This window comes from Neobacillus sp. S1115 (assembly GCF_055385565.1).
Genome location: NZ_AP038275.1, coordinates 124,432 through 139,213, shown reverse-complemented (window position 1 = coordinate 139,213; position 14,782 = coordinate 124,432). Strand labels below are relative to the sequence as shown.

The 14,782-nt window shown below is 42.5% G+C and carries 19 protein-coding genes; all 19 read right to left on the bottom strand.

The features are described from left to right. Positions 1-23: 23 nt before the first annotated feature. The 19 genes from rplX to rpoC all read right to left on the bottom strand — a co-directional run bounded on the left by rplX (position 24) and on the right by rpoC (position 14,665). Positions 24-332 (bottom strand): 50S ribosomal protein L24, encoded by a 309-nt coding sequence (gene rplX, locus ACZ5B7_RS00740; RefSeq protein ID WP_213121075.1) that lies wholly within the window; start codon positions 330-332, stop codon positions 24-26. Between the two features lie 37 nt (positions 333-369). After that, a complete protein-coding gene (rplN, locus tag ACZ5B7_RS00735; RefSeq protein ID WP_038538479.1) occupies positions 370-738 on the bottom strand; it encodes a 50S ribosomal protein L14 in 369 nt (122 codons plus the stop codon). A 38-nt stretch (positions 739-776) separates the two neighbouring features. Next, positions 777-1,040 (bottom strand): 30S ribosomal protein S17, encoded by a 264-nt coding sequence (rpsQ, locus tag ACZ5B7_RS00730; RefSeq protein WP_066321295.1) that lies wholly within the window; start codon positions 1,038-1,040, stop codon positions 777-779. Positions 1,041-1,064: 24 nt separating this feature from the next. After that, positions 1,065-1,265 carry a 50S ribosomal protein L29 gene (rpmC, locus tag ACZ5B7_RS00725; RefSeq protein ID WP_213121076.1) on the bottom strand — a complete coding sequence of 67 codons (201 nt, stop codon included), beginning with the start codon at positions 1,263-1,265 and terminating at the stop codon, positions 1,065-1,067. After that, positions 1,255-1,689, bottom strand: a complete 435-nt coding sequence (rplP, locus tag ACZ5B7_RS00720; RefSeq protein WP_423800335.1) for a 50S ribosomal protein L16 — start codon at positions 1,687-1,689, stop codon at positions 1,255-1,257. The genes rpmC and rplP overlap by 11 nt, the downstream gene beginning before the upstream one ends. A 2-nt stretch (positions 1,690-1,691) precedes the next feature. Continuing rightward, positions 1,692-2,348, bottom strand: a complete 657-nt coding sequence (gene rpsC, locus ACZ5B7_RS00715) for a 30S ribosomal protein S3 (RefSeq protein WP_213148268.1) — start codon at positions 2,346-2,348, stop codon at positions 1,692-1,694. 3 nt (positions 2,349-2,351) lie between these two features. After that, entirely contained in the window at positions 2,352-2,693 is a 342-nt protein-coding gene (gene rplV / locus ACZ5B7_RS00710) for a 50S ribosomal protein L22 (RefSeq protein ID WP_213121079.1), read from the bottom strand. Between the two features lie 17 nt (positions 2,694-2,710). Next, positions 2,711-2,989 (bottom strand): 30S ribosomal protein S19, encoded by a 279-nt coding sequence (gene rpsS, locus ACZ5B7_RS00705; protein WP_213121080.1) that lies wholly within the window; start codon positions 2,987-2,989, stop codon positions 2,711-2,713. Positions 2,990-3,049: 60 nt separating this feature from the next. Continuing rightward, positions 3,050-3,880: a 50S ribosomal protein L2 gene (gene rplB, locus ACZ5B7_RS00700; RefSeq protein WP_423800334.1), complete on the bottom strand. Its 831-nt coding sequence runs from the start codon at positions 3,878-3,880 to the stop codon at positions 3,050-3,052. A 27-nt stretch (positions 3,881-3,907) separates the two neighbouring features. Continuing rightward, a complete protein-coding gene (rplW, locus tag ACZ5B7_RS00695; RefSeq protein WP_277398412.1) occupies positions 3,908-4,192 on the bottom strand; it encodes a 50S ribosomal protein L23 in 285 nt (94 codons plus the stop codon). Further along, complete coding sequence (gene rplD / locus ACZ5B7_RS00690; RefSeq protein ID WP_213148270.1) at positions 4,192-4,815, bottom strand: 50S ribosomal protein L4; 624 nt, start codon at positions 4,813-4,815, stop codon at positions 4,192-4,194. The genes rplW and rplD overlap by 1 nt, the downstream gene beginning before the upstream one ends. 29 nt (positions 4,816-4,844) lie before the next feature. Beyond that, positions 4,845-5,471, bottom strand: coding sequence for a 50S ribosomal protein L3 (gene rplC, locus ACZ5B7_RS00685; RefSeq protein ID WP_464492258.1), 627 nt, complete (start codon positions 5,469-5,471; stop codon positions 4,845-4,847). Between the two features lie 38 nt (positions 5,472-5,509). Continuing rightward, positions 5,510-5,818 carry a 30S ribosomal protein S10 gene (rpsJ, locus tag ACZ5B7_RS00680; RefSeq protein WP_034676072.1) on the bottom strand — a complete coding sequence of 103 codons (309 nt, stop codon included), beginning with the start codon at positions 5,816-5,818 and terminating at the stop codon, positions 5,510-5,512. A gap of 384 nt (positions 5,819-6,202) precedes the next feature. After that, positions 6,203-7,390 (bottom strand): elongation factor Tu, encoded by a 1,188-nt coding sequence (tuf, locus tag ACZ5B7_RS00675; protein ID WP_213148272.1) that lies wholly within the window; start codon positions 7,388-7,390, stop codon positions 6,203-6,205. Positions 7,391-7,517: 127 nt separating this feature from the next. Continuing rightward, positions 7,518-9,599 carry an elongation factor G gene (gene fusA, locus ACZ5B7_RS00670; protein WP_464492257.1) on the bottom strand — a complete coding sequence of 694 codons (2,082 nt, stop codon included), beginning with the start codon at positions 9,597-9,599 and terminating at the stop codon, positions 7,518-7,520. 48 nt (positions 9,600-9,647) lie between these two features. After that, positions 9,648-10,118, bottom strand: a complete 471-nt coding sequence (gene rpsG, locus ACZ5B7_RS00665) for a 30S ribosomal protein S7 (protein WP_213121086.1) — start codon at positions 10,116-10,118, stop codon at positions 9,648-9,650. 39 nt (positions 10,119-10,157) lie between these two features. Then, positions 10,158-10,580 carry a 30S ribosomal protein S12 gene (gene rpsL / locus ACZ5B7_RS00660; protein WP_213121087.1) on the bottom strand — a complete coding sequence of 141 codons (423 nt, stop codon included), beginning with the start codon at positions 10,578-10,580 and terminating at the stop codon, positions 10,158-10,160. A 102-nt stretch (positions 10,581-10,682) separates the two neighbouring features. Then, positions 10,683-10,931: a 50S ribosomal protein L7ae-like protein gene (locus ACZ5B7_RS00655; protein WP_213148275.1), complete on the bottom strand. Its 249-nt coding sequence runs from the start codon at positions 10,929-10,931 to the stop codon at positions 10,683-10,685. Between the two features lie 134 nt (positions 10,932-11,065). After that, complete coding sequence (gene rpoC / locus ACZ5B7_RS00650; RefSeq protein WP_464492256.1) at positions 11,066-14,665, bottom strand: DNA-directed RNA polymerase subunit beta'; 3,600 nt, start codon at positions 14,663-14,665, stop codon at positions 11,066-11,068. Between the last annotated feature and the right edge of the window lie 117 nt (positions 14,666-14,782).

The window sequence follows — 14,782 nt, the reverse complement described above, 5'->3', positions numbered from 1 at the left end:
GTGTACCTCCCTTCTTCTTTAGACTATTTATCTAATAATTCACCGGATTTTGCTACTCGGACTTTCTTGCCATCTACCGATTTGTAACCTACACGTGTAGGGTTACCTGTTTTAGGATCGATAGGCATTACATTTGATACATGAATTGGAGCCTCGAAGCTGATAATGCCGCCCTGTGGGTTTGCTTGTGAAGGTTTAGCGTGTTTTTTCACGATGTTCACGCCTTCTACAAGAACACGGCTTTCTTTAGGATAAGCAGCCAGGATTGTACCTGTCTTGCCTTTATCCTTACCAGAGATGACTCTGACCTTATCACCTTTTTTTACATGCATCCGTAAGCACCTCCTTAAAGGCAATTGGAATTTATAATTATAGTACTTCTGGAGCTAGAGAAACAATCTTCATAAAGTTATTGTCGCGAAGTTCGCGGGCAACTGGTCCAAAGATACGAGTTCCACGTGGGCTCTTATCTTCTTTAACAATTACACATGCATTTTCATCAAAACGGATGTAGGAACCGTCAGGACGGCGGACACCGCTCTTTGTACGTACAACAACAGCCTTAACAACATCACCTTTTTTAACAACGCCACCAGGTGTTGCTTGTTTCACTGTACAAACGATAATATCGCCGATGTTAGCCGTTTTTCGGCCAGAACCACCAAGAACTTTAATGGTAAGCACTTCACGTGCACCAGAGTTGTCAGCAACTTTCAAACGTGATTCTTGTTGAATCATGTGTGTAACCTCCCTTCGGAAAAACTATCTCCGAACAATTAAATAATAACTGCTTTTTCTACTACTTCAACTAAACGGAAGCGTTTTGTAGCTGAAAGCGGGCGAGTTTCCATAATACGTACGATGTCGCCAACTTTTGCTTGATTTTGCTCATCATGAGCTTTGTACTTTTTAGAGTACTTTACGCGTTTACCGTAAAGGGGATGCTTTTTGTATGTTTCGACAAGAACAGTTACAGTCTTATCCATTTTGTCAGAAACAACGCGTCCAGTGTAAACCTTGCGCTGGTTACGTTCACTCATCACTCGTGAACCTCCTCTCGGATTTTACTTATTAACGCTGATTTCTCTCTCGCGAATCACAGTTTTCATGCGAGCGAGCGATTTCCGTACTTCACGGATACGAGCTGTATTTTCAAGTTGTCCAGTCGCCAATTGAAAGCGAAGGTTGAAAAGCTCTTCTTTTAACGATTTTACTTTTTGTTCAATTTCAGCAGTGGTAAGGTCACGAATTTCATTAGCTTTCATTTGATTCACCACCAATTTCTTCACGTTTTACAAACTTACACTTTACAGGAAGTTTGTGTGCTGCAAGACGAAGAGCTTCACGAGCAGTTTCCTCAGAAACGCCGGCAATTTCAAACATGATTTTTCCAGGCTTAACTACTGCTACCCAGCCTTCAGGTGAACCTTTACCGGAACCCATCCGTACTTCTAGAGGCTTTGCAGTATATGGCTTGTGAGGGAAAATCTTAATCCAAACTTTACCGCCACGTTTCATGTAACGAGTCATCGCACGACGAGCAGCTTCGATTTGACGGTTAGTCACCCAGGATGCCTCCATTGATTGCAAACCGAATTCACCGAATGATACTTCAGTACCGCCTTTTGCGTTTCCACGCATGTTACCACGATGTTGACGGCGGAATTTTACGCGTTTTGGCAATAACATGATTATTTGCCTCCTTCCCCAGTTTTCTTCTTAGTAGGAAGGATCTCTCCACGATAGATCCATACTTTTACACCAAGTTTACCGTAAGTTGTATCGGCTTCTGCTGTAGCGTAGTCGATATCAGCGCGAAGTGTATGAAGTGGAACAGTTCCTTCGCTATAATGTTCTGAACGAGCGATATCGGCACCACCAAGACGGCCGGATACCATTGTTTTAATACCCTTTGCGCCAGCACGCATAGCACGTTGAATTACTTGCTTTTGTGCGCGGCGGAAAGATACGCGGTTTTCTAATTGACGAGCAATGTTTTCAGCAACTAACTTCGCATCAACATCAGCCTTCTTGATTTCAAGAATGTTGATATGAACGCGTTTGCCAGTTAATTGGTTTAATGCTTTACGAAGTGATTCCACTTCAGTACCGCCTTTACCGATTACCATACCAGGCTTCGCTGTATGGATTGTAACGTTAACGCGGTTCGCAGCACGTTCGATTTCAACTTTAGACACAGAAGCATCTTTTAAACGCTTCGTGATGTATTCACGAACCTTAATGTCTTCGTGTAAAAGATCAGCAAAGTCTTTACCTGCGTACCATTTAGATTCCCAATCACGGATGATTCCGATACGCAAACCGACTGGATTTACTTTTTGACCCACAGCTTATCCCTCCTTCTTCTCTGATAAAACGATTGTAATGTGGCTTGTGCGCTTGTTGATTTGGCTTGCACGGCCCATAGCGCGTGGACGGAAACGTTTTAAGGTTGGACCTTCATCAACAAATGCTTGGGATACTACCAAGTTATTTACGTCCATTTCATAATTGTGCTCAGCATTTGCCATAGCGGATTTTAAAACTTTTTCAACAACTGGAGAAGCAGCCTTCGGAGTCAGATTTAAAATCGCCACCGCTTCACCAACTTGCTTTCCTCGAATTAAATCGACGACTAAGCGGACTTTACGAGGAGCAATTCGGACTGTTCTTGCAACAGCTTTAGCTTGCATTGGGATGCCCTCCTCTCTTAACGTCTTGTTTTCTTATCATCGTTACCATGACCTTTGTAAGCACGTGTTGGAGCGAATTCTCCAAGCTTATGTCCTACCATGTCTTCAGTAACATACACAGGCACATGTTTACGGCCATCATAAACGGCGATCGTATGACCGATAAATTGTGGGAAAATCGTAGAACGACGAGACCAAGTCTTAATCACTTGTTTCTTATCGGATTCATTTAACTTTTCAACTTTAACCATTAAATGATCATCAACGAATGGTCCTTTTTTTAAGCTGCGACCCATGAATGAACCTCCCTTCGTGAGCGGTCTACGGCTCTGTCTTTGAACCGTAGTTCAATCACGTTATTTTTTACGACGACGAATAATAAGTTTGTCGGATTTGTTTTTCTTCTTACGAGTTTTGTAACCAAGAGTCGGTTTGCCCCAAGGAGACATTGGAGACTTACGTCCGATTGGTGAACGTCCTTCACCACCACCGTGTGGGTGATCGTTAGGGTTCATAACAGATCCACGGACAGTTGGACGCACGCCTAACCAGCGAGAACGACCAGCTTTACCGATTTTAATAAGTTCATGCTGTTCGTTTCCTACTTGACCGATAGATGCACGGCATTCAGAAAGAATCATGCGAGTTTCACCAGAAGTTAAACGTACAAGTACGTATTTACCTTCTTTACCAAGTACTTGAGCGCTTGTTCCAGCAGAACGAACTAACTGGCCGCCTTTACCTGGTTTTAATTCGATGTTGTGTACTACTGTACCAACAGGAATGTTTGCTAATGGAAGTGAGTTACCTACTTTAATATCTGCCTCAGGGCCAGACATTACCTCCATGCCTACTTCAAGATTTTTTGGAGCTAAGATATAACGCTTTTCACCATCAGCATAGTTGATTAGTGCAATGTTTGCAGAACGGTTTGGATCGTATTCGATAGTGGCAACGCGTCCAGGAATGCCATCTTTGTTACGTTTAAAGTCGATTAAACGATATTGACGCTTATGGCCGCCACCTTGATGACGAACAGTTAACTTACCTTGGTTGTTACGGCCGCCTTTGCTCTTTAATGGAGCTAAGAGTGATTTTTCTGGAGTACTTGTTGTGATTTCAGCGAAATCAGAAACAGTCATCCCACGACGTCCGTTAGAGGTAGGTTTGTACTTTTTAATCGCCATTTTATTTCCCTCCTCTTATATTAGATTTTAGCTTTCAAAGAATTCGATTTCTTTGCTGTCAGCAGTTAGTTTAACGATTGCCTTGCGGCGTTTGTTTGTGTAACCACCAAATTTACCCATACGCTTGAACTTACCTTTGTAGTTCATGATGTTGACTTTATCAACTTCTACGCCAAAGATTTCTTCGACAGCATCTTTAACTTGAGTTTTATTAGCCTTAACATCCACTTCAAAAGTATATTTCTTTTCAGCCATTAGGTCAGTAGTACGTTCAGTGATAACGGGGCGCTTAATGATATCGCGTGCATCCATTATGCAAGCACCTCCTCTACTTTTTCAACCGCTGCTTTAGTCATGATTAATTTATCATGATTTACAACGTCTAATACGTTGATTCCATCAGCAGTTACAACTGTTACACCAGGAATGTTGCGAGCAGATAATGCTACGTTTTCATCAAGGTCAGCTGTAACGATTAACGCTTTTTTCTCAACAGAAAGACCATTTAAAACAGCTTTGAAGTCTTTTGTTTTTGGAGCATCGAACGCTAAGCTTTCAAGTACTAACACTTTTTCTTCTAGAACTTTAGATGATAGTGCAGATTTGATTGCTAAACGACGAACCTTTTTCGGTAATTTATAGCTGTAGCTGCGTGGTTGTGGACCAAATACAGTACCACCTCCGCGCCATTGTGGAGAACGGATAGACCCTTGACGAGCACGACCTGTTCCCTTTTGGCGCCATGGTTTACGACCACCGCCGGCTACCTCAGAACGATTTTTAACTTTATGAGTTCCCTGACGTAAAGAAGCTCTTTGCATAATGATCGCTTCAAATAATACGTGTTGGTTAGGTTCAATACCAAATACGGATTCGTTTAACTCGATTTCACCAACTTGTGAACCGTTTTGGTTAAATAATGCTACTTTCGGCATTCCTATGTTCCTCCTTTCTTATGAAGTGATTATGCTTTAACCGCACCTTTGATTTTTAGTAACGCTTTTTTCGCGCCTGGAACGTTACCTTTGATTAAAAGTAGATTGCGCTCAGCGTCAACCTTAACGATTTCAAGGTTTTGAACAGTAACTTGCTCTCCGCCCATACGTCCAGGTAATAATTTACCCTTGAATACACGGTTTGGAGCAACTGGTCCCATTGAACCAGGACGACGGTGGTAACGAGAACCGTGAGCCATTGGGCCGCGTGATTGTCCGTGGCGCTTGATAGAGCCTTGGAAACCTTTACCCTTTGAGATTCCTGTTACATCTACTAAATCGCCTGCAGCGAAAATATCAACTTTGACTTCTTGACCAACTTCATAGCCTGCTAAGTCATCTCCGCGGAATTCGCGAACGAAGCGCTTAGGAGCAGTATTTGCTTTTGCAGCATGTCCCTTTTCAGGTTTGTTAGCTAACTTTTCACGTTTATCTTCGAAACCTACTTGAATAGCTTCATAGCCATCAGTTTCCGCAGATTTCTTTTGAAGAATAACGTTTGGAGCTACCTCAACTACTGTTACAGGAATTAAGTTCCCGTTCTCAGCAAATACTTGAGTCATACCAATCTTTCTTCCTAAGATTCCTTTGGTCATGTAAGTCACACCTCCTAATTTTGTAAAATTTTATTTGCTTATAATTTGATTTCGATATCTACACCGGATGGTAAATCTAATCTCATTAATGCATCAACTGTTTGTGGAGTTGGATTAACGATGTCGATTAGACGCTTATGTGTCCGCATTTCAAATTGCTCACGAGAATCTTTGTACTTGTGAACCGCACGAAGAATCGTATAAATAGATTTTTCAGTTGGAAGCGGAATCGGACCAGACACAGCTGCACCTGAACGCTTTGCTGTTTCAACGATTTTTTCTGCAGATTGATCAAGGATTCTGTGATCATATGCTTTTAAGCGGATACGAATTTTTTGTTTTGCCATTATTTTCCCTCCTTTATTCGCCTATTTTTAAAATAGACATTTCTCAGTGAGAATTTCCCTAACACAGCGCCATGGCAAAGCGGCCGGGTGTGTCAGCAACCTCCCACATCATCGCAGTCAAAGACCAACATTGTCTATTATACATAAAACATAAAGCAAACGCAACATTTATTACGATTTTTTTTAGTCTTATGTCCTGAACACTTTTATTATTATAAAGGTTGATATACATGATTTCAACACATAATAATAATCTCCAGTAATCTCCTAATTAAATTACATTTAAACATTCATAATTATATAGAAGAAACACGGAAAATTTTTTTAAAGAACAATATAAAAAAGCAGCTGGATCGTCACCCAGCTGCTTCTGTTATTGATTAATTACTCAATGATTGTAGTGATTGAACCTGAACCTACAGTACGTCCACCTTCACGGATAGAGAACTTAGTTCCTTCTTCAATCGCAACTGGTGCTATAAGCTCAACAGTCATTTCTGTGTTATCGCCAGGCATGATCATTTCAGTACCTTCTGGAAGAATGATGATACCAGTGATATCAGAAGTACGGAAATAGAATTGTGGACGATAGTTTGAGAAGAATGGAGTATGACGTCCACCTTCTTCTTTAGATAATACGTAAACTTGTGCTTTGAACTTTGTGTGTGGAGTGATGGACTTTGGCTTAGCCAAAACTTGTCCACGCTCGATTTCTTCACGGGCTACACCACGAAGAAGGGCACCGATGTTGTCACCAGCTTCAGCAAAGTCAAGAAGCTTACGGAACATTTCTACACCTGTTACAGTTGTAGATTTTGGCTCTTCAGTGAAACCAACGATTTCAACTACGTCACCAACTTTAACTACGCCACGCTCAACGCGTCCTGTAGCTACTGTACCACGACCAGTGATAGAGAATACGTCCTCAACTGGCATCATGAATGGCTTGTCAGTGTCACGAGTTGGGTTTGGAATATAGCTGTCAACAGCATCCATAAGTTCGATAATTTTTTCTTCCCATGCTGCATCGCCTTCTAATGCTTTAAGAGCAGAACCTTTGATAACTGGAGTGTCATCGCCAGGGAAATCGTATTCAGAAAGAAGGTCACGAATTTCCATTTCTACTAATTCAAGTAATTCTTCGTCGTCAACCATGTCACACTTGTTCATGAATACAACAAGGTATGGTACGCCTACCTGACGAGAAAGAAGGATGTGCTCACGAGTTTGTGGCATTGGACCATCAGTTGCAGATACAACAAGGATACCGCCGTCCATTTGTGCTGCACCAGTGATCATGTTTTTAACATAGTCAGCGTGTCCTGGGCAGTCAACGTGTGCATAGTGACGTGCATCAGTTTCATACTCAACGTGTGCAGTAGAGATTGTGATACCACGTTCTCTTTCTTCTGGAGCACCGTCGATTTGATCGTATGCACGAGCTTCTGCTTTACCTTGCTTAGCAAGTACAGAAGTGATTGCAGCAGTTAAAGTAGTTTTACCATGGTCAACGTGTCCGATTGTACCAATGTTAACGTGTGGCTTTGAACGGTCGAATTTAGCTTTTGCCATTTGGAAAATCCTCCTTTGGATTATAAAAATTAAGTATATTTAAGCGGAAACTGTAAAGAGGTTGTCCTCGTTTCACAGTTTCCATTCTTACATAAGTAGTTATACTTTAAAGATAAGTAAAAATCAATTACTCACCTTTATTTTTTTTGATGATTTCTTCAGAAACTGATTTAGGTACTTCTTCGTAGTGATCAAAGTGCATAGAGAATACTCCACGACCTTGTGTGCTAGAACGAAGCGCAGTTGCATATCCAAACATTTCTGATAGAGGAACCATAGCACGAACAACTTGTGCGTTACCACGAGCTTCCATACCTTCAACACGTCCACGACGTGCAGTGATTTGTCCCATAATGTCCCCAAGATATTCTTCAGGGATTACAACCTCTACCCTCATCATTGGTTCAAGGATTACTGGCTGACACTTAGATGCTGCATTTTTAAGTGCCAATGAAGCGGCAATTTTAAACGCCATTTCAGAGGAGTCAACATCATGGTATGAACCATCGAATAGTCTTGCTTTAATATCAACTAATGGATATCCGGCAAGAACACCGCGTTGAAGCGCATCTTCAAGTCCCGCTTGGACTGGAGCGATGTATTCACGAGGAACAACACCACCGACAATACCGTTTTCGAACTCGAATCCTTTTCCTTCTTCGTTAGGTGAGAATTCGATCCAAACGTGTCCGTATTGACCGCGTCCACCAGACTGACGAGCGAACTTACCTTCAACTTGTGCAGAAGCACGGAATGTTTCGCGGTAAGCAACCTGCGGTGCACCTACATTAGCTTCAACTTTGAATTCACGACGCATACGGTCAACGATGATATCTAGGTGAAGCTCACCCATACCAGCGATGATTACTTGTCCAGTTTCCTGGTCAGTATGTGCACGGAAAGTCGGATCTTCTTCTTGCAGCTTTTGCAGAGCAGTTGTCATTTTGTCTTGGTCAGCTTTTGATTTAGGTTCAACTGAAAGCTGGATTACTGGCTCTGGGAATTGCATAGACTCTAGGATAACAAGGTTTTTGTCGTCACATAGAGTATCACCAGTAGTTGTATCTTTCAAACCTACAGCAGCAGCAATATCACCGGCATAAACCTTTGAGATTTCTTGACGGCTGTTTGCGTGCATTTGCAGAATACGTCCGATACGTTCACGTTTGCCTTTAGTTGAGTTCTGAACATATGATCCAGACTCTAAAGTACCAGAATAAACACGGAAGAACGTTAATTTACCAACATAAGGGTCTGTCATAACTTTAAATGCAAGAGCTGAGAATGGCTCTTCGTCACTTGAGTGACGCTCAACGATTTCCTCTTCATCATCCACAGCATGACCTTTGATGGCAGGTACATCTAATGGAGATGGAAGGTAATCGATAACTGCATCTAACATTAACTGAACACCTTTGTTTTTGAAAGCTGATCCACAGATAACTGGGTAGAATTCAACGTTAACAGTACCTTTACGGATTGCGGCTTTCAACTCTTCTTTTGAAATTTCCTCTCCGCCAAGGTATTTTTCCATTAACTCTTCATCAAGTTCAGCTACTGCCTCAACTAATTTTTCATGATATTCTTCAGCTTGTGCACGGTATTCTTCTGGAATCTCACGAACTTCAATATCAGTTCCTAAGTCGTTTCCGTAGAATACAGCGTTCATTTCCACAAGGTCAATGATGGCTGAGAATTGATCTTCAGCACCAATTGGTAACTGAATTGGATGAGCATTCGCTTGCAGGCGTTCATGTAATGTTTTCACAGAGTACAGGAAGTCTGCGCCGATTTTGTCCATCTTGTTTACGAATACTACACGTGGTACTCCGTATGTTGTTGCTTGACGCCAAACTGTTTCAGTTTGTGGTTCAACACCTGACTGAGCATCCAGAACAGCTACCGCACCATCAAGTACACGAAGGGAACGTTCTACTTCAACAGTGAAGTCTACGTGTCCTGGTGTGTCGATGATGTTAACTCTGTGGCCTTTCCATTGTGCAGTTGTTGCAGCGGATGTGATTGTGATTCCGCGTTCTTGTTCTTGCTCCATCCAGTCCATCTGAGAAGCACCTTCATGTGTTTCACCGATTTTATGAATCTTACCAGTGTAATAAAGGACACGCTCAGTGGTAGTCGTTTTACCGGCATCGATGTGTGCCATGATGCCGATATTACGAGTATTTTCTAAGGAGAACTCTCTTGCCATTGGGTCTTTCTCCTTCCTAGTAGAAAGTTTTTATATTTGAAGGTTAGATTACCAACGATAGTGAGCAAACGCTTTGTTTGCTTCAGCCATTTTGTGTGTATCTTCACGTTTCTTAACAGATGCACCAGAGTTGTTTGCTGCATCCATGATTTCGTTCGCTAAGCGCTCTTCCATTGTTTTTTCACCGCGAAGACGTGCATAGTTTACCAACCAGCGAAGACCAAGAGTTGTACGGCGGTCAGGACGCACCTCAACTGGAACTTGGTAGTTAGCACCACCGACACGGCGTGCTCTTACTTCTAGAACTGGCATGATATTTTTCATTGCTGCTTCGAATACTTCCATAGGTTCTTTTCCAGAACGCTCACGGATTGTATTAAATGCAGAGTAAAGAATTTCTTGAGATTTACCTCTTTTACCGTCAATCATCATTTTGTTGATAAGACGAGTAACTAATTTTGAATTGTAAAGTGGATCTGGTAACACGTCTCTCTTTGCTACAGGACCTTTACGTGGCATGCTTTTTCCTCCTTTCAAAGAAGCTTCTATATAGTATGATTATTTCTTAGCTGCTTTTGGTCTCTTAGTACCATATTTTGAGCGGCCTTGCATACGGTTGTTAACTCCAGCTGTATCAAGCGCTCCGCGTACGATGTGATAACGTACCCCTGGTAAGTCTTTTACACGTCCGCCACGGATAAGAACAACACTGTGCTCTTGAAGGTTGTGGCCAATACCAGGAATGTATGCAGTCACCTCGATACCATTTGTCAAGCGTACACGAGCATATTTACGTAACGCTGAGTTTGGTTTCTTTGGAGTCATTGTACCAACACGAGTACATACCCCGCGTTTCTGTGGTGAAGATACATTTGTTTGTGATTTTTTGAAGCTGTTATAACCTTTATTTAGCGCAGGTGATTTTGACTTCTCAGTCGTTGACTGACGTGGCTTGCGCACTAATTGGTTAATTGTAGGCATGTTTTTTCCTCCCTTCATTAATTGTAAGCCCACACATCCAGGTGGTTCATTTTTTTGCAAAAACAAAGTTTTTGCAGACTACTCTATCTACAAAAACAGTTTTTAACGGATAATTGCAACAGCGGCCGCACCTACTTGAATTCCGCATGCTTTACCAAGCTTTTTCATGGAGTCGACATACAGAACAGGAACTTCTAAGTCTTGGGCTGTTGTGACCACCTGTGCCGTAACTTTTTGGTCAGCATCTGCCGCGATAATCAGCTCTTCGACTTTTCCTTCCTTTAGTGCTTTCACTGCTTGTTTTGTCCCTATAATAAAACTCTTCGCCTGCAATACTTTTTCATAAGACATGATTGCTATCCTCCAAAGTATCAGGTGTATAGGAGCACCTTTGATATAGTAACATCTTAGAAAATAGTTGTCAACAAAACATTTAAATTTTTTCTTAAAATAGAGGCTGACGAAGGTCAGCCTCTGACATTTATTTAATCAATTGTTACCGGCTCTTCTGAGGTTGTATCCCGAAGGACTGGCTCTGCTTTGCGGTAGCGCTGCATACCTGTTCCGGCAGGAACCAGTTTCCCGATGATAACATTCTCTTTTAAACCAAGCAATTCATCGCGCTTGCCCTTAATTGCTGCATCGGTAAGAACTCTTGTTGTTTCTTGGAATGATGCTGCAGACAAGAATGAATCAGTTTCAAGAGATGCTTTGGTAATACCAAGTAATACAGGACGCCCTGTAGCCGGTATTTTGCCGTTTAGTAAAGCTGATTCATTGGCATCCGTAAACTGGTGAATGTCTAGCAGTGTACCCGGTAATACATCTGTATCTCCAGCCTCACTGACACGCACTTTGCGGAGCATTTGGCGGACCATAACCTCGACGTGCTTATCGCCAATTTCAACACCCTGCATCCGGTAAACCTTTTGCACTTCACGAAGCAGGTATTCCTGAACGGAAATTACATCTTTTACCTTAATCAGTTCTTTTGGATCGATTGATCCTTCGGTTAATTCCTGACCTCGTTCAATCCGGTCTCCGACAGCAACCTTCAGACGGCCAGTATACGGAGCAGTATAACTGCGCTGCTCAACTTCACCTTGAACAACAATTTCGTGCTGGCGGTCTCGGCCTTCGTTAATGCTGATGACCACACCGTCAATTTCTGAAATTACAGCCTGCCCTTTAGGGTTACGCGCTTCGAAAATTTCCTGAATACGCGGCAAACCTTGCGTAATATCGTTACCCGCAACACCGCCGGTATGGAATGTACGCATCGTTAGCTGTGTTCCTGGCTCACCGATAGACTGGGCCGCAATAATACCAACCGCTTCACCCACTTCGACCTCTTGACCAGTCGCTAGGTTACGGCCGTAACATTTTTTACAAACACCATGGCGGGTGTTACATGTAAATGCCGAACGGATTTTAACCTCTTCAATTCCAGCCTCTACAATGACAGTGGCAAGGTCTTCTGTAATTAGGCCATTTTCCGGAACAAGGATTTCCTTTGTTTCAGGATGTTTAATAGGCGTACGTGCATATCGGCCAATTAGACGCTCTTCAAGTGGTTCAATAACCTCTGTACCATCTTTTAAAGCGCTGATAGTAAAGCCGCGGTCTGTTCCACAGTCATCCTCACGAACAATAACGTCCTGTGCAACGTCAACGAGACGGCGGGTTAAGTAACCTGAGTCAGCTGTCTTAAGGGCTGTATCGGCAAGACCTTTACGCGCACCGTGAGTAGAGATAAAGTACTCTAATACCGTTAATCCTTCACGGAAACTTGACTTGATTGGTAACTCGATGATACGACCTGCCGGGTTGGCCATCAGACCACGCATACCTGCTAACTGTGTAAAGTTAGATGCATTACCACGGGCACCGGAGTCACTCATCATGAAGATTGGATTAGTCTTATTCAAGGATTTCATCAATTTACCTTGAATAGTATCCTTCGCCTGGCTCCAAATAGAGATGACACGGTCATAACGCTCATCCTCTGTAATTAAACCACGTCTAAACTGTTTAGTAACATTATCAACCTTAGCCTGCGCATCATGAAGAATTTGCCCTTTCTCTTTAAGTACGACGATATCGGCAACACCAACAGTAATACCGGCTTTAGTTGAATATTTGAAACCTAAATCCTTCATGCGGTCGAGCATTTTGGATGTTTCGGTAATTTTGAAACGCTTGAATACTTCCGCAATGATATTACCAAGAATTTTCTTCTTAAACGGATCAATCAAAGGCATATTTTTAATCTTTTCTTTGATATCCTCGCCTTTTTCGACAAAGTACTTAGCAGGTGTTTCAACCTCTAAATTGTGTTTAGTTGGTTCATTGATATAAGGGAATGATTTTGGAAGAATCTCATTAAACACAAGCTTACCAACGGTTGTGATTAACAGCTTGTTGTTTTGTTCTTCTGTAAAAGTCTCATTTCCTAAATTACCGGCATTAACAGCAACCCTTGTATGCAGGTGAACATAGCCGTTTTGATAGGCAAGAAGGGCTTCGTCCGTATCATTAAACACCATGCCCTCACCGACGGCACCTTCTCTTTCAAGAGTTAGATAATAGTTTCCTAATACCATGTCCTGTGAAGGAGTAACAACCGGTTTACCATCTTTCGGGTTAAGAATGTTTTGGGCAGCAAGCATTAAAAGACGGGCTTCAGCCTGCGCTTCTGAAGAAAGCGGTACGTGCACAGCCATTTGGTCTCCGTCAAAGTCGGCATTGTATGCAGTACATACTAACGGGTGAAGACGAATAGCACGGCCTTCAACGAGCGTAGGTTCAAATGCCTGGATCCCTAAACGGTGAAGCGTAGGGGCACGGTTTAACAGAACCGGATGCTCCTTAATGACATCTTCAAGCACATCCCAAACATCTGGGGACACTCTTTCAATTTTGCGCTTTGCTGATTTAATATTATGGGCTAATCCCTTTTCAACAAGCTCCTTCATCACAAATGGCTTAAATAATTCAAGCGCCATTTCTTTCGGAAGTCCGCATTGATACATTTTTAGATTAGGACCTACGACGATAACCGATCGGCCGGAATAGTCAACACGTTTTCCAAGCAGGTTTTGACGGAAACGCCCTTGCTTACCTTTCAGCATATGGGACAGTGACTTTAACGGACGGTTACCAGGACCTGTAACCGGGCGGCCGCGGCGGCCGTTGTCAATTAAAGCATCGACGGCTTCCTGGAGCATCCGCTTTTCGTTTTGAACGATAATGCTAGGCGCACCCAGGTCTAATAAACGCTTTAAACGATTGTTACGGTTAATCACACGGCGATATAAATCGTTTAAGTCAGAAGTCGCAAATCTTCCGCCATCTAATTGAACCATTGGGCGCAGCTCCGGTGGAATGACCGGAAGAACATCTAACACCATCCAAGATGGTTCGTTCCCGGAATTACGGAATGCTTCGAGAACCTCAAGACGTTTAATCGCACGTGTACGGCGTTGGCCTTGAGCTGTTTTAAGCTCTTCTTTTAAACCATCAACTTCTTTATCTAAATCGATATCTGACAGCAGTTTCTTGATGGCTTCTGCACCCATAGATGCTTGGAATTTATTACCGTACTTTTCACGATAGGCACGATATTCTTTTTCTGATAATAGCTGTTTCTTTTCAAGAGCAGTGTCACCTGATTCTGTCACTACATATGAAGCAAAGTAAATGACTTCTTCAAGCGCCCTTGGAGACATGTCTAAAACAAGCCCCATTCTACTTGGAATGCCTTTAAAATACCAGATATGCGAAACAGGTGCGGCAAGTTCAATATGCCCCATTCGTTCGCGGCGGACCTTTGCACGAGTAACCTCTACACCGCATCGGTCACAGACAACACCTTTATAACGGACACGCTTGTACTTTCCGCAATGACATTCCCAATCCTTTGTCGGACCAAAAATTCTTTCGCAGAATAAACCGTCCTTTTCTGGCTTTAACGTACGATAGTTAATGGTTTCAGGTTTTTTAACCTCACCGAATGACCAAGAGCGGATTTTATCCGGTGATGCAAGACCTATTTTCATGTACTCAAAATTATTAACGTCCAGCAAGGGGCCTACCTCCCTATTTATGTCCAGGTTTTACCCTTATATAAAAGCTTAAAAGCGCACCAAGGAACAGCAATAGCTTGTTCACAGCAGGAGCTATTCTCTTAAGTGCGCTTAAAC

Excerpts from the sequence above, each read along its gene's own strand:
- rplX (WP_213121075.1), bottom strand. The coding sequence starts at position 332 with ATGCATGTAAAAAAAGGTGATAAGGTCAGAGTCATCTCTGGTAAGGAT.
- rplN (WP_038538479.1), bottom strand. The coding sequence starts at position 738 with ATGATTCAACAAGAATCACGTTTGAAAGTTGCTGACAACTCTGGTGCA.
- rpsQ (WP_066321295.1), bottom strand. The coding sequence starts at position 1,040 with ATGAGTGAACGTAACCAGCGCAAGGTTTACACTGGACGCGTTGTTTCT.
- rpmC (WP_213121076.1), bottom strand. The coding sequence starts at position 1,265 with ATGAAAGCTAATGAAATTCGTGACCTTACCACTGCTGAAATTGAACAA.
- rplP (WP_423800335.1), bottom strand. The coding sequence starts at position 1,689 with ATGTTATTGCCAAAACGCGTAAAATTCCGCCGTCAACATCGTGGTAAC.
- rplV (WP_213121079.1), bottom strand. The coding sequence starts at position 2,693 with ATGCAAGCTAAAGCTGTTGCAAGAACAGTCCGAATTGCTCCTCGTAAA.
- rpsS (WP_213121080.1), bottom strand. The coding sequence starts at position 2,989 with ATGGGTCGCAGCTTAAAAAAAGGACCATTCGTTGATGATCATTTAATG.
- rplB (WP_423800334.1), bottom strand. The coding sequence starts at position 3,880 with ATGGCGATTAAAAAGTACAAACCTACCTCTAACGGACGTCGTGGGATG.
- rplW (WP_277398412.1), bottom strand. The coding sequence starts at position 4,192 with ATGGATGCACGCGATATCATTAAGCGCCCCGTTATCACTGAACGTACT.
- rplD (WP_213148270.1), bottom strand. The coding sequence starts at position 4,815 with ATGCCGAAAGTAGCATTATTTAACCAAAACGGTTCACAAGTTGGTGAA.
- rplC (WP_464492258.1), bottom strand. The coding sequence starts at position 5,471 with ATGACCAAAGGAATCTTAGGAAGAAAGATTGGTATGACTCAAGTATTT.
- rpsJ (WP_034676072.1), bottom strand. The coding sequence starts at position 5,818 with ATGGCAAAACAAAAAATTCGTATCCGCTTAAAAGCATATGATCACAGA.
- tuf (WP_213148272.1), bottom strand. The coding sequence starts at position 7,390 with ATGGCAAAAGCTAAATTCGACCGTTCAAAGCCACACGTTAACATTGGT.
- fusA (WP_464492257.1), bottom strand. The coding sequence starts at position 9,599 with ATGGCAAGAGAGTTCTCCTTAGAAAATACTCGTAATATCGGCATCATG.
- rpsG (WP_213121086.1), bottom strand. The coding sequence starts at position 10,118 with ATGCCACGTAAAGGTCCTGTAGCAAAGAGAGACGTGTTACCAGATCCA.
- rpsL (WP_213121087.1), bottom strand. The coding sequence starts at position 10,580 with ATGCCTACAATTAACCAATTAGTGCGCAAGCCACGTCAGTCAACGACT.
- ACZ5B7_RS00655 (WP_213148275.1), bottom strand. The coding sequence starts at position 10,931 with ATGTCTTATGAAAAAGTATTGCAGGCGAAGAGTTTTATTATAGGGACA.